This is a genomic window from Streptomyces sp. NBC_01622, from assembly GCF_045209635.1.
In the GTDB taxonomy this organism is placed as follows: Bacteria; Actinomycetota; Actinomycetes; order Streptomycetales; family Streptomycetaceae; genus Streptomyces.
Genome location: NZ_CP109293.1, coordinates 8,766,675 through 8,785,841 on the forward strand (window position 1 = coordinate 8,766,675; position 19,167 = coordinate 8,785,841).

Annotated in this window: 18 protein-coding genes; 11 read left to right on the forward strand and 7 right to left on the reverse strand. The window is 72.1% G+C overall.

The annotated features are described in order from the left end of the window. Window positions 1–11: 11 nt before the first annotated feature. The 5 genes from aroH to der all read left to right on the forward strand — a co-directional run bounded on the left by aroH (window position 12) and on the right by der (window position 4,511). Window positions 12–380 (forward strand): chorismate mutase, encoded by a 369-nt coding sequence (gene aroH, locus OH768_RS40640; protein ID WP_406461376.1) that lies wholly within the window; start codon window positions 12–14, stop codon window positions 378–380. Further along, window positions 377–1,462, forward strand: a complete 1,086-nt coding sequence (locus OH768_RS40645) for a prephenate dehydrogenase (protein WP_406461377.1) — start codon at window positions 377–379, stop codon at window positions 1,460–1,462. Before aroH ends, OH768_RS40645 begins: the two co-directional genes overlap by 4 nt. Before the next feature lie 141 nt (window positions 1,463–1,603). Then, window positions 1,604–2,299 carry a (d)CMP kinase gene (cmk, locus tag OH768_RS40650; RefSeq protein ID WP_406461378.1) on the forward strand — a complete coding sequence of 232 codons (696 nt, stop codon included), beginning with the start codon at window positions 1,604–1,606 and terminating at the stop codon, window positions 2,297–2,299. Next, window positions 2,257–2,958, forward strand: a complete 702-nt coding sequence (locus OH768_RS40655; RefSeq protein WP_406461380.1) for a lysophospholipid acyltransferase family protein — start codon at window positions 2,257–2,259, stop codon at window positions 2,956–2,958. The genes cmk and OH768_RS40655 overlap by 43 nt, the downstream gene beginning before the upstream one ends. A gap of 74 nt (window positions 2,959–3,032) precedes the next feature. Further along, window positions 3,033–4,511, forward strand: coding sequence for a ribosome biogenesis GTPase Der (der, locus tag OH768_RS40660; protein ID WP_406461382.1), 1,479 nt, complete (start codon window positions 3,033–3,035; stop codon window positions 4,509–4,511). A 77-nt stretch (window positions 4,512–4,588) separates the two neighbouring features. Here the strand turns inward: der and OH768_RS40665 are convergent, their stop codons facing one another. Beyond that, the gene (locus tag OH768_RS40665) at window positions 4,589–4,984 is read right to left on the reverse strand and encodes a hypothetical protein (protein WP_406461383.1); all 396 of its coding nucleotides are present in this window, start codon (window positions 4,982–4,984) and stop codon (window positions 4,589–4,591) included. 37 nt (window positions 4,985–5,021) lie between these two features. Further along, window positions 5,022–5,810, reverse strand: a complete 789-nt coding sequence (locus OH768_RS40670) for a hypothetical protein (RefSeq protein ID WP_406461384.1) — start codon at window positions 5,808–5,810, stop codon at window positions 5,022–5,024. A 504-nt stretch (window positions 5,811–6,314) separates the two neighbouring features. Between OH768_RS40670 and OH768_RS40675 the strand changes: the two genes are divergently transcribed. After that, the gene (locus tag OH768_RS40675) at window positions 6,315–7,037 is read left to right on the forward strand and encodes a transglycosylase family protein (protein WP_406461385.1); all 723 of its coding nucleotides are present in this window, start codon (window positions 6,315–6,317) and stop codon (window positions 7,035–7,037) included. A gap of 58 nt (window positions 7,038–7,095) precedes the next feature. Here the strand turns inward: OH768_RS40675 and OH768_RS40680 are convergent, their stop codons facing one another. Genes OH768_RS40680 through OH768_RS40690 form a run of 3 tightly spaced genes read right to left on the reverse strand, consistent with a single transcriptional unit; the run spans window position 7,096 to window position 11,164 of the window. Next, window positions 7,096–7,734, reverse strand: coding sequence for an ATP-binding cassette domain-containing protein (locus OH768_RS40680; protein ID WP_406461386.1), 639 nt, complete (start codon window positions 7,732–7,734; stop codon window positions 7,096–7,098). Further along, on the reverse strand, window positions 7,731–10,688 hold the full coding sequence (locus OH768_RS40685; RefSeq protein ID WP_406461388.1) for an ABC transporter permease subunit: 2,958 nt from the start codon (window positions 10,686–10,688) through the stop codon (window positions 7,731–7,733). The genes OH768_RS40680 and OH768_RS40685 overlap by 4 nt, the downstream gene beginning before the upstream one ends. Then, window positions 10,688–11,164 (reverse strand): hypothetical protein, encoded by a 477-nt coding sequence (locus tag OH768_RS40690; RefSeq protein WP_406461390.1) that lies wholly within the window; start codon window positions 11,162–11,164, stop codon window positions 10,688–10,690. Before OH768_RS40690 ends, OH768_RS40685 begins: the two co-directional genes overlap by 1 nt. A gap of 122 nt (window positions 11,165–11,286) precedes the next feature. Between OH768_RS40690 and OH768_RS40695 the strand changes: the two genes are divergently transcribed. The 4 genes from OH768_RS40695 (at window position 11,287) to OH768_RS40710 (ending at window position 14,653) form a co-directional block, all read left to right on the forward strand. Then, a complete protein-coding gene (locus tag OH768_RS40695; protein ID WP_406461392.1) occupies window positions 11,287–11,844 on the forward strand; it encodes a hypothetical protein in 558 nt (185 codons plus the stop codon). Then, entirely contained in the window at window positions 11,813–13,120 is a 1,308-nt protein-coding gene (locus OH768_RS40700) for an ABC transporter substrate-binding protein (RefSeq protein ID WP_406461394.1), read from the forward strand. The genes OH768_RS40695 and OH768_RS40700 overlap by 32 nt, the downstream gene beginning before the upstream one ends. 30 nt (window positions 13,121–13,150) lie before the next feature. Continuing rightward, window positions 13,151–14,152, forward strand: coding sequence for a helix-turn-helix transcriptional regulator (locus tag OH768_RS40705; protein ID WP_406461395.1), 1,002 nt, complete (start codon window positions 13,151–13,153; stop codon window positions 14,150–14,152). A gap of 285 nt (window positions 14,153–14,437) precedes the next feature. Next, window positions 14,438–14,653 (forward strand): I78 family peptidase inhibitor, encoded by a 216-nt coding sequence (locus OH768_RS40710; RefSeq protein ID WP_317888130.1) that lies wholly within the window; start codon window positions 14,438–14,440, stop codon window positions 14,651–14,653. Window positions 14,654–14,748: 95 nt separating this feature from the next. On the opposite strand, the gene OH768_RS40715 is transcribed toward OH768_RS40710, so the two are convergent. After that, window positions 14,749–15,786 (reverse strand): phosphatase PAP2 family protein, encoded by a 1,038-nt coding sequence (locus OH768_RS40715; RefSeq protein ID WP_406461397.1) that lies wholly within the window; start codon window positions 15,784–15,786, stop codon window positions 14,749–14,751. Window positions 15,787–16,023: 237 nt separating this feature from the next. Beyond that, a complete protein-coding gene (locus OH768_RS40720) occupies window positions 16,024–17,166 on the reverse strand; it encodes a hypothetical protein (protein ID WP_406461398.1) in 1,143 nt (380 codons plus the stop codon). 259 nt (window positions 17,167–17,425) lie between these two features. Between OH768_RS40720 and OH768_RS40725 the strand changes: the two genes are divergently transcribed. Next, entirely contained in the window at window positions 17,426–19,033 is a 1,608-nt protein-coding gene (locus OH768_RS40725; protein WP_406461399.1) for an MFS transporter, read from the forward strand. Window positions 19,034–19,167 lie beyond the last annotated feature (134 nt).

Genomic DNA, 19,167 nt, shown 5'->3' on the forward strand with positions numbered 1-19,167 from the left:
GGAGCAGAGCAGTGGCGGTACGAGCGGTCCGGGGCGCCGTCCAACTGGACAGGGACGAGGCCGGCCACATGGACGAGCGGGTCGGCGAGCTGCTCACCGCCGTCCTGGAGCGCAACGGCCTCACCGCCGACGACCTGATCAGCGTCTGGTTCACGGCCACGCCCGACCTGCACAGCGACTTCCCGGCCGCCGCCGCCCGCAAGCTCGGCAGCGCCTTCGCCGACGTACCGCTGATCTGCGCGCAGGAACTCGACATCGCGGGTGCCATGCCCCGCGTGGTCCGCGTACTCGCGCACATCGAGTCCGACAAGCCCCGCGCCGGCATCGCGCACGTCTACCTCGGTGCCGCCGCCGCCCTCCGCAAGGACATCGCCCAGTGAGAACCGCGCTCGTCATCGGCACCGGCCTCATCGGCACCTCCGCCGCGCTCGCCCTCGCCTCCCGGGGCGTCGTCGTCCACCTCGCCGACCACGACCCTGAGCAGGCCCGTACGGCCGCCGCGCTCGGCGCCGGCACCGACGAGGCGCCGGAGGGACCCGTCGACCTCGCGATCGTCGCCGCCCCGCCCGCGCTGGTGGCCGGGGTGCTCGCCGACGCGATGCGCCGGGGCGTGGCCCGCGGCTACCTCGACGTGGCCAGCGTCAAGGGCGGCCCGCGCCGCGAACTGGAGGCGCTCGGCCTCGACCTGTCGTCGTACATCGGCTCGCACCCCATGTCCGGCCGCGAGAAGTCCGGCCCGCTGGCCGCGACCGCCGACCTCTTCGAGGGCCGCCCCTGGGTGCTGACGCCCACCCGCGACACCGACACCGAGGTGCTGAACCTCGCCCTGGAACTGGTCTCGCACTGCCGTGCCGTGCCGGTCGTCATGGACGCCGACGCCCACGACCGTGCCGTGGCGCTGGTCTCCCACATGCCCCACCTGGTGTCCAGCATGGTCGCCGCAAGGCTGGAGAACGCCGAGGAGGCCGCCGTACGGCTGTGCGGGCAGGGCATCCGGGACGTGACCCGGATCGCCGCCTCCGACCCCCGCATGTGGATCGACATCCTCTCCGCGAACCCGGGGCCGGTCGCCGACCTGCTCACCGATGTCGCCGGGGACCTGGAGGAGACGGTGCGGGCACTGCGCTCCCTGCAGTCCGCCGACGAGGACAAGCGCCGCGAGGGCGTCGACGGCATCGAGGACGTGCTGCGGCGCGGCAACGCGGGGCAGGTCCGCGTCCCCGGCAAGCACGGGTCCGCTCCGCGGGTGTACGAGGTCGTGGCCGTGCTGATCGACGACCAGCCGGGTCAGCTGGCCCGGATCTTCGCGGACGCGGGGATGGCGGGGGTCAACATCGAGGACGTCCGCATCGAGCACGCGACCGGGCAGCAGGCGGGTTACGTGCAGCTGATGGTGGAGCCGAAGGCGGCACCCGTGCTCAGCGCTGCGCTGCGTGAGCGGGGCTGGGCGATCCGGCAGTAGGGGGTGCCCGGTGGATGGTGGGGGCCTGCGTCAAAGCAGTGACCGTCCGGCCGGACGAGTGACGCGCACCCAGTAACCTTGTGCGGGGCGCACTCGCGTGCCCATCCCGCCCACCACCCTTCACCAGGAAGGTGTCCTCCCGTGGAAAACGGCGCCGCCCGGACCGCCCCGGCAGTGATTGTCGCCATCGACGGCCCCTCCGGCACGGGCAAGTCGAGCACGTCGAAGGCCGTGGCCGCGCAGCTCGGGCTGAGCTATCTGGACACCGGCGCCCAGTACCGGGCGATCACCTGGTGGATGGTGAACAACGGGATCGACCTCAACGACCCCACCGCGATCGCCGACGCGGCGGGCAAGGCGGAGATCGTCTCGGGCACCGACCCGGCGCACCCGACGATCAGCGTCGACGGCGTGGACGTGGCCGGCCCGATCCGCACCCAGGAGGTCACCTCCAAGGTCAGCGCGGTCAGCGCGGTGCCCGAGGTGCGGGCCCGGATCACCGAGCTGCAGCGGTCGCTGGCCGCCGACGCGGAGCACGGGATCGTGGTGGAGGGGCGGGACATCGGTACGACCGTGCTGCCCGACGCCGACCTGAAGATCTTCCTCACCGCCTCCCCGGAGGCACGTGCCGCCCGCCGCAGCGGTGAGCTGAAGGGCGCCGACGTACAGGCCACCCGCGAGGCGCTGCTGAAGCGGGACGCGGCCGACTCCTCGCGCAAGACCTCGCCGCTCGCGAAGGCGGACGACGCGATCGAGGTGGACACCTCCGGCCTCACGCTCCAGCAGGTCATCGAGTGCGTGGTCACCCTGGTCGGGGAGAAGCGGGCCGCCAAGTGACAGCTCCAACAGCTCCAACCGCCGCATCGGAGCGGGGCGCCGAGGTCGGGCGGCGCATCGGCGTCGGCCTGATGTACGGGCTGTGGAAGCCGCGCGTGCTGGGCTCCTGGAAGGTGCCCGCCACCGGCCCGGTGATCCTCGCCGTCAACCACTCCCACGGCGTCGACGGCCCCATGGTCATGGGCGTGGCACCCCGGCCGACACACTTCCTGATCAAGAAGGAGGCGTTCGTCGGCCCGCTGGACCCCTTCCTGCTGCGCATCGGCCAGCTGAAGGTGGATCGTTCGGTCGCCGACCGCACGGCGATCACCGGGGCGCTGGACGTCCTGGCGGCCGGCGGCGTCCTCGGGATCTTCCCCGAGGGCACCCGGGGCGAGGGCGACTTCGCCTCGCTGCGCGCGGGGCTCGCCTACTTCGCGGTCCGCAGCGGCGCCCCGATCGTGCCGGTGGCCGTACTGGGCACCGCCGAGAAGAGCGGACGACTGATAAAGGCGCTGCCTCCGCTGCGCTCCCGCGTCGACGTCGTCTTCGGCGACCCGTTCGACGCGGGCGACGGCTCCGGCCGCCGTACGCGCAAGGCACTGGACGAGGCGACCGAGCGGATCCAGAAGCAGCTGGCCGCCCACCTGGACGATGCCAGGCGCCTCACCGGGCGCTAAGAGACACTTGAGTAGTGGATCACCCGAAATCCGGGGGCTCCACCGATCACCACGATGAACGAGGTACCGACTTCATGAACGACCAGATCCAGCCCGACGGCTCCGGCGAGGAGCACGAGCACGGGGCGCTCGGCGACGCCGAGTACGCGGAGTTCATGGAGCTCGCCGCCGTAGAGGGCTTCGACATCGAGGACGTCGAGGGCGCCATCGGCGAGGCCGGTCACGGACCGCTGCCCGTCCTCGCCGTCGTCGGCCGGCCGAATGTCGGCAAGTCGACTCTCGTCAACCGCATCATCGGGCGGCGGGAAGCTGTCGTAGAGGACAAGCCGGGCGTCACCCGCGACCGCGTGACCTACGAGGCCGAGTGGGCGGGCCGCCGCTTCAAGGTCGTCGACACCGGCGGCTGGGAGCAGGACGTCCTCGGCATCGACGCCTCCGTGGCAGCCCAGGCCGAGTACGCGATCGAGGCCGCCGACGCGGTCGTCTTCGTCGTCGACGCGAAGGTCGGCGCCACCGACACCGACGAGGCGGTCGTACGACTGCTGCGCAAGGCCGGCAAGCCCGTCGTGCTGGCCGCCAACAAGGTCGACGGCCTCAGCGGCGAGTCCGACGCGTCCTACCTGTGGTCCCTGGGCCTCGGCGAGCCGCACCCCGTCTCCGCGCTGCACGGCCGCGGCACCGGCGACATGCTGGACGCCGTCCTGGAGGCCCTGCCGGAGGCGCCCGAGCAGACCTTCGGCGTCGCGGTCGGCGGTCCCCGTCGGATCGCCCTGATCGGCCGCCCGAACGTCGGCAAGTCCTCGCTGCTGAACAAGGTCGCGGGCGAGGAGCGCGTCGTCGTCAACGAGATCGCCGGCACCACCCGCGACCCGGTCGACGAGCTCATCGAACTCGGCGGCGTCACCTGGAAGTTCGTCGACACCGCCGGTATCCGCAAGCGCGTCCACCTCCAGCAGGGCGCCGACTACTACGCCTCGCTCCGCACCGCCGCCGCCGTCGAGAAGGCGGAGGTCGCGGTCATCCTGATCGACGCCTCCGAGTCCATCTCGGTGCAGGACCAGCGCATCGTCACCATGGCCGTCGAGGCGGGCCGCGCGATCGTCCTCGCCTTCAACAAGTGGGACACCCTCGACGAGGAGCGCCGCTACTACCTGGAGCGCGAGATCGAGACCGAGCTCGCCCAGGTCGCGTGGGCGCCCCGGGTGAACATCTCGGCGCGCACCGGCCGCCACATGGAGAAGCTGGTCCCGGGCATCGAGACCGCCCTCGCCGGCTGGGAGACCCGCGTCCCGACGGGCCGGCTGAACGCCTTCCTCGGCGAGCTGGTCGCCGCCCACCCGCACCCGGTCCGCGGCGGCAAGCAGCCCCGCATCCTCTTCGGCACCCAGGCCGGCACCAAGCCCCCGCGCTTCGTGCTCTTCGCCTCCGGCTTCATCGAGGCGGGCTACCGCCGCTTCATCGAACGCCGTCTGCGCGAGGAGTTCAGCTTCGACGGCACCCCGATCCACATCTCGGTACGGGTGCGCGAGAAGCGCGGTAACAAGAAGAAGTAGCAGCCGTACGGCAGTTGTACGACGAGGAGGGCGGCCCCTGTTGAAACAGGGGCCGCCCTCCTCGTGTGCGTGCCGCGTCAGATGCCTTGGCGTGGGCCGGGCGGCAGGGCCGGGATGTGGTGCATCCCGGTGTGGCCCTGCTGCTGGCCGACGTGACCGAGCTGTCCCACGCGCTGCCACTGCGACTGCTGCCGGGCGCTGTAGGCCCCCGCGCTGTACGCGCTGTACGAACTCCCGCCGAACGAACCGCCGCCGAACGAGCCCGTGCTGTGCGGACTGTGCCCGAAGGCCGTGAAGCCCAGCTCCTCCTCGCCGCTGCGGTCACCCGGCAGCGAGCGGAAGTTCTTGACCCACTCCGAGTAGAGCCGGTCGTAGATCGGCGTGGCCGACGGGCCGCCGGGGCTGTCCCGGTCCGATCGCGAGGACGGGATCGGCTGGTAGGTCCGGCTGCGGGGAACATCGTATGCGTGCACGTATGTCCAAACGACGCGTGACCTGAAGGGATGCGGCTCAGGTGCCCGCGAGCGGGAGCGTGGAGCCGACCAGCTTGCCGTTCGCCGCCGCCCTGTCGAGCGCGCTGCGCAGCAGGTCCTCGCGGGGCTGGCGGCCGATCGAGCCCACCGGCGCCGCGAACATCAGCACCTGCTGGTGCTTGTTGGCGGCGGCGCGCCAGCTGTCGGTGACCTGGAGCGGCTGGTGCGCCTGCCACCAGGCCACCGGGGAACCGCCGTTGCTGCTCGGCTGGAGCACCGCGTGCAGCTGGCCCGCGGCGAGCAGCACCGACCAGCCGTGCAGCACCGGCGGCACGGTGGTGATCTCGCTGAGCGGCATGAAGCCCTGCTCGATCAGCAGCGGCAGGAAGTCGTCGCCGGTACCGGTCGAGCCGGGCCGCACGATGGCCGCGGTCGGCTCCACCACCAGGGCGGGGTGCAACTCCCCGGAGATCAGGACGAGTCCGCTGGTCACGCCGAGCACGGCCTGCTCGGGTACGGCCTTCTCCGGTTCGCCGGCCGGGGCGTGCGCGTTGCCGCTGATGGAGCGGACGGCGCCCTGCAACTGCTCCTCGGTGACCTGGACGATCTGGGAGGGCAGGCAGGTGGCGTGGGCGAAGGCGAGGACGGCGGTCTCGTCGCCGATGAACAGGACGGTGCTGGTGCGCTCCTGATCGGAGTCGCCCTGGGTGCGGCACGACGTGCAGTCGTAACTGCCCGGGGCGTTGTCTCCGGCGAGCAGCCGGTCGGCTTCTTCGTCGCCGATCTCGGCGCGTACGTCGTCGCTGACGTCGAGCATGCGCGGCACGGGTGGCTCCCTCGGAATGCGGTGCCCGGTGGGTCCCGGGCTCATGAAGAAGACAACGGACGATCTGTGGCGGGAGTCACGCTCCAGAGCGAACCGAATCCAACCAACCTAAGCACAGCGTCACACCGGGTACGGAATCGGACACTCCCTGTCAACTGCGTGGAAATGCAAGGGAGTTGGTTGCGTGAACCGAGTCACAGATCGGTAAGACCGTTGGTCGAAAAATCAGTAAATGGGGGAATGTAGTGGGTGTCCGGAAAATGCCGCTACCTTCGGTAACAGTCAACTGGCCTGGCACAACGGGCCCTTGGTCGACACCGGCTCGTCCACGTCCGTACATTCCTCCGCCGTGTGCAACGAGCACCGCTCGGGAACGTCCGCAGGCCGATCAAGCCAGTTCAACAGCACAGCCGCCGGCGGACGGGGAGGAGCGCGAGGACCGCGTCGATGCGTGGGAGCCGCGAACCGCCTTGGGGGACCCCGGGTTGTTGGAGAGGGAACTACATGTCCGAATGTGCCGATACCACTCGCGACAACACGCCTGAGACCCACCGCAAGGGTCAGGCGCGGACGACGGCGGTCCTCGCCGGAGCGGCCCTGCTCGCCCCCCTGGGCGTGCTGGCGGCCACCGGCAACGCCGCAGCGGCCGACAGTGGAGTGTGGGACCGCATCGCCCAGTGCGAGAGCGGCGGCAACTGGCACATCAACACCGGCAACGGCTACTACGGAGGACTCCAGTTCTCCGCCGGCACCTGGCGCGCCTACGGCGGCTCGGCCTACGCGGCCACCGCCGACCAGGCCTCCCGGTCCGCGCAGATCACCGTGGCCACCAAGGTCCAGCACGCCCAGGGCTGGGGCGCCTGGCCGGTCTGTTCGGTACGGGCCGGAGCGAGCGGCAGCGCACCCGCGGCCTCCTCCGGCAAGGTCACCGAGCAGTCGACCAAGGCGAAGACGCCGAAGACGACCAAGAAGTCGTCCACCGAGTCGACGGTCAAGTCGGCCAAGAAGGCGGCCCCGTCGAAGCCGGCGGCGAAGACGCCGGACCGCGGCACGAACAACGTCTCGCGCGGCACGTCCCGCGGCGACTACACCGTCCGCAAGGGCGACACCCTCAGCGGCATCGCCGCCGAGCACGGGACCACCTGGCGGAAGATCTACGCCGCCAACAAGGCCGTCATCGGCGGCGACCCCGACCTGATCGTCCCCGGCCAGCAGCTCGACCTCTGAGCCGGACCGCTCCCGCCGCGCCCCCGCCAGGTCCGTCGACCGGGCGGGGGCCCGCCCTTTACGCCAGTTCGGCCGCCTCGCCGCTGAACACGACCGCGCCGCGCCGCAGTTCGTACACGAGCGCGGCGGCCCGGCCGCGCAGCACGGGCGGCAGCCGCTGCTCGGCGACGACCACGCAGGCGTCCAGCCCGCCCAGCAGTTCGTACGTGCGGTCCGCGACCGCCGGTGACATGCCCTGCGCCGGTTCGTCGACGAGCACCACGCGCGCGTGTGCCAGCAGGGCACGGGACAGGGCCAGCATGCGCTGCTCGCCCCCGGAGAGGGTGCCGGCCCGGCGGGGGAGCAGCGGGCTCAGCTGTGGGTACGCGTCAAGGGCCACGGAGTAGTCCCACGCCGCGAGTTCGAGGTTCTCGTGGACGGTGAGGGACCCGAACACGGCCCGCCGCTCCGGCACCAGACACAGTCCCCGGCGAGCTCGTTCGTAGGCCGGCATACGGGTCACATCGGCGCCGTCCCACACCACCGCGCCGCCCGACAGCGCGACCGTACCGGCGAGGGCGCGCAGCGCGGTCGTACGGCCGGAGCCGTTGCGGCCGAGCAGGACGGTGAGCCCGTGGGCCGGGGCGGCGAGGGTGACGCCGTGCAGGGCTTCGAGGGGGCCGTAGCGCACGCGCGCGTGGCGCAGGGAGATGGTCATGCCGGGGTCTCCCAGGTGCCGGGTGCGTCGAGGACACGGTCCGGCGGTCCGGAGGCGACGACGCGGCCCGCCGTCATCACATGGACCACGTCGGCGAGGTCGGCGACCAGATCGAGGTCGTGCTCCACGACGAGCAGCGCGGTGCCCTCGGCGGCCAGCGCCCGCAACACCAGGGTCAGCGCGGCCACTTCGGCGGTGTCGAGTCCGGCGGCGGGCTCGTCGAGCAGCAGCACGCGCGGGCCGCCCGCGAACGCCCTCGCCAGTTCGACCCGGCGCAGCGTCCCGGTGGGCAGCCCGGCGGCGGGCAGCGACTGCAGGTCCCCGTCGAGCCCGAAGAGCCGCAACGCCCGCTCCACGGAACCGGGTTCGGGGGCCCGCCCCTGCTCGGCGCCCACGCGCACGTTCTCGGCGACGGTCAACGAGGGGAAGACGGCGAGCTGTTGAAAGGTCCGCGCGACCCCGAGCCGGGTCCGGGCGTGCGCGGCCAGCCGGGTGACGTCCCGCCCACCGAGCCGGACCCGCCCGCGCACGGGCCGCAGGGTCCCGGCCAGACAGTGGAACAGGGTGCTTTTTCCAGCCCCGTTGGGCCCGACGACGGCGGTCACCTGACCCGCCCGCACGACGAGATCGACTCCGTCGAGCGCGGTGAAGCTGCCGTAACGGGCGTACAGGGCATGGGCGGTGAGGGCGGGCGGGGTCCGCGTCGGGGCCGTGCGTCTCCGCGGGGCCCGGGGCCTGGGCGTCCGTCCGGGGTCGGCTTCCGCTGGGCGTGCAGCGCGCCTGCGGGTGGCTGCTGTTGGGCTGATCTCGCTCCTGCGGGGAGCTGCCGTCGAGCCTGTTCCGCCCGGCTGCGCCGCTCCGGCGTCGCGGCCTCGCGGATCCTGTGCGCCGCCGGATGTCCGCTCGGTGTCGGCTTCCGCTGGGCGTGCAACGTCCCTGCGGGTTGCCGCCGTTGAGCCCGTCCCGCCCTGCTGTCCGGGTCCGGCGTCGCGACCTCGCAGGTCCCGGGTGCCGCCCGACACTCGTCCGGAACCGAGTTCCGCGCGGCGTGCGACAGCCGCGTGCCCGGCTGCCGTTGAGCCCGCCCGTACCGGTACGCCCACCATCCGCAACCTCCGCCGCACGCCCAGCCCCAACGGTGTGAGCCGCGCCCGGCGTTGGGGCCGCAGGCGTCCGACCGCCGTCCGCAGCGCCTCGTACGGGCCCCCGGGAAACCGCCCCACGCACACCGCCAGCACCCCGATCAGTGCCGCCGCCACCCCGCCGCGCGCGCCCGCGTCGAGGCCCACCAGGAGGGCCGCGGCCGTCAGTGCGCCCAGTGTGCTGTCGGCGCCCAGGACGACCACCGCGGCGAACCACAACAGGCCCCGGACGGGGTCGTAGGCCGAGGGGTCGAAGGCGCGCAGGCCCATGCCGAGCATGCCGCCGCCGAGGGCGGCCAGCGCGGCGCCCGCGACGAAGGCCAGGAGTTTCAGGGAGGGAACCCGGACGCCCGCGGCCGACGCGCCCGCCTCGTGGTCGCGCATCGCGGCGAGGGCACGGCCCGTGCGGCCCCGGCGCAAGGCGTGGGTCGCCAGCAACGCGCCCGTCAGGAGGGCGAGTTCGAGGACGTAGTAGGCGCGGTCCCCGTCGAAGCCGGACGGGCGGCCCAGCGACAGGCCCGACGTGGCGTACGGCTGGGCGAAGACGAAGCGGCTGACCCCGACGCCGACCGCGAAGGTCGCGAGGGCCAGGGACAGGCCGTGGCGGCCGATCGCGGGCCAGCCGGTGAGCAGGCCCAGGGGAGCGACCAGGAGGACGGCGACCGCCAGCGCGGCCAGTTCGGGCAGGCGGGGCAGTCCCGGGAAGCGGCCCGCCGCCAGCAGCGCCGTGAACAGGGCGCCCAGGCCCGCGTACGCGGCCTGCCCCAGCGAGAGCTGGCCGCCGCGGCCGGTGACCACCACCAGGGACAGCAACACCACGCCCAGCGCCGGGACTTGGACCGAGGTGTGCAGGTCCGAGCCCGCGAAGCCGAGGGGGAGCAGGAACAGCACCGCGGCCACGATCCAGGCACCGGGAGGCGTCGCGACCCGTGCCGTCGCCGTACGGGGGAGCGCGTCCCTCGCACCAAGACCCGGCAGGACCAGCGCCGCGACCAACAGGGCGGCCACGAACAGGTTCGCGCCCACCGCCTGCACCAACTGCCCGCCCCAGCCGGACAGATGGACCCTGGTCAACTGGCTCTGCCCGACCCCGATCCCCAGCGCCACCACCACGGCGACCGGCAGACTCCGCATCCGCGCGGCCACCGCGACCGCCACCACCTCCATGACGAGCAGGGGCAGGCCGTACGGGTCCAGGCGCACGTAGGGGGCGAGGAGCACGCCCGTCAGCCCCGCCGTGAAGGACCCGAACGCCCAGCCCGCCGCCGCCACCCGGTCCGCGTCCACGCCGCCCAGCACCGCGAGCTGCCGGTCGTCCACCACGGCCCGCAGTTCCCGCCCGAAACGTGTCCAGCGAATCACCGACCCGACGCCCGCCGCGAGCACGAGCACCACCGCCAACTGCCCCCAGGGATCGGCCGAGACCAGCTCCGGCGCGTCGTCCCGGGCGCCCTGCCCCCACACCAGCGCCGCCCCGCCGACCAGCAGCACGAACACGCCGATGGACGCGACCAGGGTCTGCGCCGGATCGCCGCCCAGGACCGACAGCGGCCGGAAGACGAAGCGTTCCAGCGCGACTCCAATGGCGGGCGCGAGGAACAACAACGTCACCACCGCACCCAGCCACAACGGCCGGCCCCACCCCACCACGCACTGCCGCAGCGCGTACGCGCAGACCATCGCGACCGCACCGTGCGCGAGGTTGAGGACGCCGGTCGCCCGGTACGTCACGATCAGGCCGATCCCGGTGAGCGCGGCGGCGCTGCCGACGGACAGTCCGGCGAGGATGAGGTCGTAGCTCAGCGAGGACATCAGTCGTCGGCTTCGGCGGGTTCGCAGATCGGGCAGGGGCTCAACTCGCCGTTCGCCACCAACTTCGCGTCGACCGGCACCGCTTCCGGCTTCCCGGCGACCAACGGGCAGTCCGCGCGGTGCCACAAGGTGCCGCCCGGCACCATCAACAGGTCCCCGCTGACCGCCAGGGGCGCGGCGGCGGCCTCCGCCGACTCCCCGGCGTCGTCGGCCTCCGCGGCCACGAGAAGGGCGTACAGCTCCTCCACGCGCGCGGTGGCGAGGGCGCCGCGGCCATGGGTGAGCAGGATCGCTCCGGCGACGATCAGCGCGGCGCCGGGGATCGTGCAGGAGGCCAGGTAGGGGAGTTGCCGTTCGGCGTAGCGCTCGCCGGAGACGCCGTACCAGCCGAGCACGCACAGCACCGCACCCGCGGCGAGCGCGGCCCAGGCGGCCCACAGGACGGGACGCACGGTCCGCAGTCGGGCTGTCCGCATTTACGGCTCCCACATGTCATGTGTCTGTCCATGCCGGCCAATGGCTTGCACTATGCCTTCTGACACCCGACCTGAAAACACCGGGCGCGCACGGCCCGGACCGACACCCGGCGGTGAGCCAGATGGTTCTCGGGAGCGACCTCAGGCGAAGGAACACAAGGCGTGGACGGGGCACGGCAGTTACGGCCGCCGCCCTGGTGCTCGCGCTCGGCCCCGCGCTGGCGGCCTGCAGCGACGACAGCGGGGGCGGCAGCGGCGCGCCACCGCCCACCCCGTCCGTCGAGCGGACCACGACCGCACCGGCGACCGCGCCCGCCGACCCGACCGCTGCCACCACCCAGATCAAGGCCAACTGGAAGAAGTTCTTCGACCCGGCCACCTCCACCCAGGACAAACAGGCCGTCCTGGAGAACGGCGACAAGATGGGCCCGGTCCTGAAGGCCTTCAACGGCGACAAACGCGGCGGGCAGGTACAGGCGGAGGTCACCAAGGTCGAGTTCACCAAGGCGGACAAGGCGACCGTGACCTACACGCTGACCCTCAACGGCGCCACCGCCCTCCCGGACGCCTCCGGGACCTCCGTCGAGCAGGGCGGCACCTGGAAGGTGTCCGTCAACACCCTGTGCGCGCTGGTGGCGTTGAGCGGCGATGCCTCGCCGTCGCCCGGGTCGGGCTGCTGAGGCCGCTGCCGCGGTACTGCTGCTCCTCCTCGGGAGCACGGCCTGCGGCAGCCGTCTCCCGGAGAGCGACTTCGAGCACGGCGACACCCGTACGCCCGCGGCGAGCACCGGCACGCCGATCCGGGTCGGGATCATCACCAGCGCGACCAGCCCAGTAGGCGGCGACACCTTCACCGGTCCCCGCGACGGCGCCGAGGCGTACTTCGACCGCGTCAACGCGCGCGGGGGCATCGCCGGGCGCCGGGTCGAGGTGCGGCTGTGCGACGACGGCGGCAGCGGGGTCGGCAACAACGAGTGCGTGCACAAGCTGATCGACGGGGCCGATGGGGACGCCGTCGTCGCCCTGGTCGCCACCACCGCCCTCGACTACGCGGGCGCCTCCCGCGTCTCCCACGCGCGCGTGCCCGACATCGGCGGCCAGCCCATCGGCGCCGCCTACGACACCTGGCCGCACCTGTACGGCATCTACGGCAGCCTCGCACCGCGCGCGGGCACCCCGGGCTGGGGCGGCAAGCTGTACGGCGGCACGGAGGTCTACCGCTACTTCAAGCGCGAGCAGGGCGCCCGTACCGCCGCCGTCGTCTCGTACAACCAGGCCGCGTCCGCCGCCTACGCCCGGCTCGTCGAGCAGGGGCTGAAGGCCGAGGGCTACAAGGTCGTCCCCGAGCAGGTCGACTTCGCGCTGCCCAACTTCCGCGCCGCCGCGGCCGATCTGAAGCAGCAGGGCGCCGACCTCGTCTTCGACGCCCTCGACACGCACGGGAACGCCCAGTTGTGCGCGGCGATGGACCAGGTCGGCGCGCATGTCGTCGCCAAGGTGACGAACGTACAGAATTGGACAACCACCGTCCCGGAGGACTACAAGAACTCCCCGCGCTGCCGCAACGCCCTGTGGGCGACCGGGTCCAGCCGGGACTTCGACGACGTGTCGCAGCCGGCCGTGCGGGAGTTCCGGGAGGCGACCAAAGGGCTGAAGACGCATTCCCAGTGGCAGTTGGAGGGCTGGGCGGCGGCGATGTGGTTCACGGACGCGGCGAAGGGATGCGCGAAAACGGGCGTCACGCGCGCGTGCGTCGACGGGTTCATGAACCGGAGCGAGCACTACACCGCCGACGGCCTCCTGGTTCCCGTCTCCTTCGAGCGGCTCGCCGCACCGCCGAGGACACGCAGGACGTGTCTGTCGGTGGCCCGCTGGCAGGACGGCAAGGGGTGGGTTCCGCAAGGGGACATGAACAGCACCTGTTTCGAGGTGCCGCAACTGCCGTACAGCCCTTGATCCGGACCACCCTTGATACAGACTTCGACCATGTTGGAGACTTCGGCACGACTCCTGCGGCTGCTCTCGCTGCTCCAGGCCCACCGCGAGTGGTCCGGCGCCGACCTGGCCGACCGGCTCGGGGTCACCCCGCGTACCGTGCGCCGGGATGTCGACCGGCTGCGCGAGCTGGGCTACCCCGTCAACGCCAGCCGCGGCACGGGAGGCGGCTACCAGCTGGGCGCGGGCGCCGAGTTGCCGCCGCTGCTCCTGGACGACGACGAGGCGGTGGCCGTGGCGGTCGGCCTGCGCACGGCCGCCGGGCAGGGCATCGAGGGCATCGGCGAGACCTCCGTACGCGCCCTCACCAAGCTGGAACAGGTCCTCCCGAACCGGCTGCGCCGCCGGGTGGGCGCCCTCAACGCCTTCACCGTGCCGATGCTGCGCAACACCCTGCCGTCCGCCGTGGACCCCGCCGTGCTGACCGAGCTGGCCGCCCTCTGCCGGGACGCCGAGCGGCTGCGCTTCGAGTACCGGAGCCACGACGGCGCCCCCACCCGCCGTACCGTCGAACCGCACCGCCTGGTGTGCACCGAGCGCCGCTGGTACCTGGTCGCCTGGGACCTGGACCGCGAGGACTGGCGCACCTTCCGCGTCGACCGCGTCACGCCCAGGCCGCCGCACGGGCCGCGCTTCACCCCGCGCGAGCCACCGGCGGAGGACCTCGCCGCGTATGTCTCGAAAGGGGTCTCCACGCGCGCGTACGCCTCGCAGGCCGTTGTCCGGCTGCTCGTGCCCTTGGAGCGGGCCGCCGAGCGGATCTCACCGTCCGCCGGGACGCTGGAGGCCGACGGGCCGGACGCCTGCCTTCTGCGCACCGGGGCCCCGAACCTCGATGTGATGGTGATCCACGTGATGATGACGGGCTTCGAGTTCGAGGTCCTGGAGCCTGGGGAGCTGACCGAGACGATCAGGACGGCGCGGGACCGGCTGACCCGCGCGCTGGACCGGGACGGCCGGGGGCCGCACGGCGATTCTGTGCCGGAACGGTGAAACTCTTATGTGGCATCAGCTCCCGCCGTACGGCACGGAAGCGGAATGGAATGGGGCGCCCGGCCGGTTCTCGCGGAACTTTCCGCCGGGCTATTCGACGGGCCGCACCGACACGCGGGAATTACGTTCGAATACCCGCGTAAGGCGTCCGGAACCGCTCATACGAGTGAGGCCCGCTGCGGCAGCAGCTGGTGTTAGGGGGAACAAAACACACGTCCTGATCCTGTGACAGAAGTGTGACCGGAGAGGGTCATGGAGAGCTGGAGAGGGGCTAGCGTGGCGCGCATGGCACCCATTCCGACTCCACCGGCGGAGCCCCAGGACAGCCCCAACACCTACGTCGGCCTCGACGCGCCAGAGGCCGAGCGGCTCGCGCGGGAACGGGGGTGGTCGACCGTGCGGTCGCTGCCGCCGGGGGCGATCATCACCATGGAGTACCGCGCGGGCCGGCTCAACTTCGAGGTGAAGGACGGCACGGTGGCGCGCGCCTGGAAGGGCTGAACGCGCACGTCACGAAGGCCCCGGTTCCGCAGGAGGAACCGGGGCCTTCGTCGTGCGGGGATGGGTTGTGCGTACCGGCCCCGCGGTTCGGTGGGTCAGCCGCCCGCCGCCGGACGGGCCGTCGCCGCGGTGGTGCCACGTGCCACCCGGTCCGGGTGCGGCGGGCGGCGGCTGCCGATCGGGGTGACCGGGGTGCGCTCCGAGCGGGTCGTGTGCGGGCTCGGCGCGAGATGGGCGGGAGGCCGCGCCGCACGGCTCGCGGTGACCGTCTCGCGGGCCGCCGGGACCTCGTCGCCCGAGGCGGAGGCGCGTGGCTTGAGCAGCACGGGCGCGGTGACCGGGGACGCAGGCGCGGGGGCCGGCGCCGTACGGCCGCGGCGGGCGCGCCAGCGGTCGCGGTAGTCGAAGATGCGGGTCTCGGCCAGCGCGATCAGCGGCTCGCACCACGGGAGGGCGAGCAGCACCAGCAGACCGGCGGCCCAGCCGAGCAGTACGTCGCTCAGCCAGTGCGTACCGAGGTAGACCGTGGCGAGACCGACGCCGAGCGAGGTCACGGCGGACGCGGCGGACAACCAGCGGCGGGCTCTCGGCGTGGAGGCCAGATACGCCAGAATCCCCCAGGTCACGACCGCGTTGGCGGTGTGGCCGCTGGGAAATATATCGCCGCCGAGGCCCATCTCGTTCGAGCCGATGACGGTGGCGTAGTGCGGGCCGAGACGGCCCATGCCGAGCTTGGCGGCGCCGACCGTGATGTTCAGCAGCAGCAGCAGGGTGCCCAGGGTCAGCAGCGGGCGCAGCGTGTGCTGCCGCCACGAGCGCCAGCCCAGCCAGGCCGCGACCATCACCGCGGTCGGGCCGCGCTGGCCCAGCACCACGTAGTAGTCGACGAACCAGTGGATGCCGGCCCACTGCTGGTACGGCCGGAAGAACATGACCTGCCAGTCGAACCGGACCAGCCAGGAGGTGGTCACGACAAGCCACACGATCGCCAGATAGAAGGCCAGGGTCGCCGCGAACAGCACGACCCTGTGCCGGCTCATCTTCGGCACATCGATGTTGGCCGGCCGTTCCGGTTCCCGGTCCAGCCTCGCGAACACCCGGTCCAGACGGGTGAGGTTTCGTTCGGTACGCACCCAATCGACGTTACAGCGAGTGAGTGTGGATGCCTGTCGAATCAGCGGCTTTGTGATGACGATGTGATGTGGGAAAGCTCTCAGGGGCAGGTTTATTTTCGAGGATTCCGCAATCCCCGACGGCTCCGTCCTTCAATTCCTTTGATCATGCCGGGCCCCAGTTTTATGGCACTTATGAATTAGTTCACCAAATGCTGGGGTGAAATTAGCCGAGCGCTCACCGCTCCCCGGGGTGGATCATGGCGGACCGGTGCCGTTCAGCCAGAACGCCCCGTACACGGCCGACGCCACCGCGACACCGCCCACCACCCACGCTGACCTGGAGATACGCAGCCGCGCCAGGGCGAGCGCGAGGGGGAACAACAGAGGGAATGCGGGAATCAGCAGGCGCGGTTTCGAGCCGAAGTAGCTCGACGCGCACAGCGCGAGCGCGGTGACGACCCCGGTGTACACCAGGAGCGGCAGCGGCTGGCCCTGCCGGATGCCCACGACGTACAGCCAGACCACCAGCCCGACCCCGACGATCAGCCCGACCCCGGCCAGGGCCGACGGGAACGAGGTGAACTTCTCGCCGACGAAACGGGCGAAGGCGGCGCCGCCGTCGAAACCGTTGCGCCAGCCCGCCTGTACGTCGAGATAGCCCAGCGGACCCTTGCCGGTGCGGTGGCCGACCCACAGGACGTATCCGGCGGCGCCGAGGGGCGCGAGCACCAGACCGAGGGCGCATCGCCAATTCCGCGCGCCGTGCGCGGGCGCCGTGCTGCGGTCCTGCACGAAAGAGGCGATCCCCGCGACCCACACCGCGGCGACCACCGCGAGCCCCACAGGCCGCGTCAGACCGGCCAACAGGGCCAGCGTGCCCGCCGTCAGCCAGCGGCCGGTCGACGCGGCGTACAGCGACCAGGCGGCGAGCGCCGTGAACAGCGACTCGCTGTACGCCATCGACTGCACGATCCCCACCGGCAGCATGGCCCACAGCAGCACGGCACACAGGGCCGCCCTACGGCCGTACACATGCTCCGCGACCGCGAAGATCCCCCAGGCCGCCGCGAGCGAGGCGAGCAGGCTCACCGCGAGGCCGCCGTCGGCGTACGACAGGGGGGAGACCGCGTGCATGAACCGTTCCAGCCAGGGCAGCAGTGGGAAGAAGGCGAGGTTCGAGTGGACGTCGCCGTTCGGGAGCCGTACCTCGTAGCCGTAGCCGAGGTCGGCGACCCGGGTGTACCAGAGGGCGTCCCACCGGGCTGTCAGCAAGGTGTGGGCGCTCTTGCCGCGCGCCGCGCTCCACACCGCGAGCACCACCAGGCCCAGGGCGCGGACGGCGGCGTACCCGAGGAGGGCCGGGGCCGCCCGGCGCAGGGGTGCTTCAAGATCGGTCACGGACCCGATTATCGAGGGCGCGCGGAACCGGCAGGCCCGCCGGGGCGTGGTCCACAGGAGGGGGAGTGGTGTACGCCACACTTGTTGTCCGGGGAGTGTGAGAGGTCCGCCACGTGGCATTGGCGTGAACTCGCGTACGCTAACGGCTCACTCGCCTTCGTTGCGCGGGTCGGAGACACCGCTCCTCTCCGGCCGCAGTCACGGGGAGTCCCCACCCCGTGAGCCCGCCGAACGCGAGGGAACATCTGGGAGGTAGTACATGTCCGGGACGACCACGGCCGCCGCAGCGCTGCGCCGTCGGGCGGCCGGGGCCGGTGCCAACCGCTGGGTCGTCCTCGTCGTCCTCTGCGTCAGCCTGCTGCTCGTCGCGCTCGACGCCACCGTGCTCCATGTCGCGGTGCCCGCCGTCACCGAGGACCTCAAACCCGGCGCGATAGAGCTGCTCTGGATCGTCGACGTCTATCCGCTGGTCTGCGCCTCGCTCCTCATCCTCTTCGGCACGCTCGGCGACCGCGTCGGCCGCAGAAGGATCCTGCTCCTCGGCTACGGCCTCTTCGGCATCGCCTCCGGCCTGGCCGCCTGCGCCCATGACGCCCAGGTCCTGATCCTCGCGCGGGCACTGCTCGGCGTCGGCGGCGCGATGATCATGCCGGCCACGCTGTCGATCCTCCGCCAGGTCTTCCCCGACCGGCGCGAGCGCGCGGTGGCGATCGGTGTGTGGAGCGCGGTGGCGGCGGTGGGCGCGGCGGTGGGCCCGCTGCTCGGCGGGTTCCTCCTCGAACACTTCTGGTGGGGCTCGGTCTTCCTGGTCAACATCCCCCTGATGCTGATCAGTCTGCCGATCGGCCGCCTCCTGCTCCCCGAGTCCCGCGGCGACCGCAACGGCCCGTGGGACGTCGTCGGCGCGCTGATGGCCGCCGGCGGCCTCTTCGGAGTCGTCCTGGGCGTCAAGCGGCTCGGCGGCGGGGAGCCGGTCGAGAGCGTGTGGACCGTGGCCCCGCTGATCGTGGGCGCGGTGCTGATGGTTCTTTTCGTACGACGGCAACGGCGCCGTACCCATCCGCTGGTGGACCTGAGCATGTTCCGCAGGCCGGCGTTCAGCACGTCGGTCGGCTGCATCGTGCTGGCGATGCTGGCCCTGGTGGGCCTGGAACTGATCGCCGCCCAGTACCTGCAACTGGTGCTGGGCCTGTCGCCCCTCCAGACGGGTCTACGGCTGCTGCCGCTGACGTTCGCGGCGATGGCGGCGGGGCTGTTCGGGGCGCGGATGCTCCGGCGTTTCGGCCCGCGCCGGATGGTGTGCTCGGGCTTCTGCCTGACCGCGGTCTCGGTGCTGACGCTGACCGCGATGGGCGGCCGGGACAACACCGGGCTGCTGCTCTTCGGGTTCCTGCTGCTCGGGTTCGGCCTGGAGATGACGCTCTTCGGGGCGTACGAGTCGATGCTCAGCGAGGCACCGCCGGCTCAGGCGGGCGGTGCGGCGGCGATCGGCGAGACCTCCTACCAGCTCGGCGCCGGCATCGGCATCGCGCTCCTCGGCAGCGTCATGAACGCGGCGTACGCGCCCGGGCTGCGGTCCGTACCCGGGGTACCGACCTCCGCGGCGGCCTCGGCGGGCCATTCACTGGGCGAGGCCTACGACGTCGCCGAGCGTCTGGGCGGGGTGCGTGGTGCCGCCCTGCGCGACGCGGCTCGGCACGCCTTCGTGCACGGCCTGCACGTCACCCTGCTCGTCAGCGCGGGCCTGCTGCTGCTGGGCGCGGTGATGGCGTTGCGGTTGCCCCGCATCATGCAGTGCGAGGTGCCTGCGGCGGCTGTAGCGGTGCCTGCCCCTCGCGAAGTCACACAGTCCCGCGTCTCCGCCTGAACCACATCTCCCACCCACCCACCCACCGCCCGTTACGGGCACTTGAAGGGTGGGCGTTACCTGTGGGGGTGCCTCGCCGCTGGCGGCTACCCGTCCGCGCTATCGTAACTAGCAGTGGTAGTTTTCCTAGATTT

Coding starts and splice junctions, on each gene's coding strand:
- der (WP_406461382.1), top strand. CDS start 3,033: ATGAACGACCAGATCCAGCCCGACGGCTCCGGCGAGGAGCACGAGCAC.
- OH768_RS40675 (WP_406461385.1), top strand. CDS start 6,315: ATGTCCGAATGTGCCGATACCACTCGCGACAACACGCCTGAGACCCAC.
- OH768_RS40680 (WP_406461386.1), bottom strand. CDS start 7,734: ATGACCATCTCCCTGCGCCACGCGCGCGTGCGCTACGGCCCCCTCGAA.
- OH768_RS40685 (WP_406461388.1), bottom strand. CDS start 10,688: ATGTCCTCGCTGAGCTACGACCTCATCCTCGCCGGACTGTCCGTCGGC.
- OH768_RS40690 (WP_406461390.1), bottom strand. CDS start 11,164: ATGCGGACAGCCCGACTGCGGACCGTGCGTCCCGTCCTGTGGGCCGCC.
- OH768_RS40695 (WP_406461392.1), top strand. CDS start 11,287: ATGGTTCTCGGGAGCGACCTCAGGCGAAGGAACACAAGGCGTGGACGG.
- OH768_RS40700 (WP_406461394.1), top strand. CDS start 11,813: ATGCCTCGCCGTCGCCCGGGTCGGGCTGCTGAGGCCGCTGCCGCGGTA.
- OH768_RS40705 (WP_406461395.1), top strand. CDS start 13,151: ATGTTGGAGACTTCGGCACGACTCCTGCGGCTGCTCTCGCTGCTCCAG.
- OH768_RS40710 (WP_317888130.1), top strand. CDS start 14,438: ATGGCACCCATTCCGACTCCACCGGCGGAGCCCCAGGACAGCCCCAAC.
- OH768_RS40725 (WP_406461399.1), top strand. CDS start 17,426: ATGTCCGGGACGACCACGGCCGCCGCAGCGCTGCGCCGTCGGGCGGCC.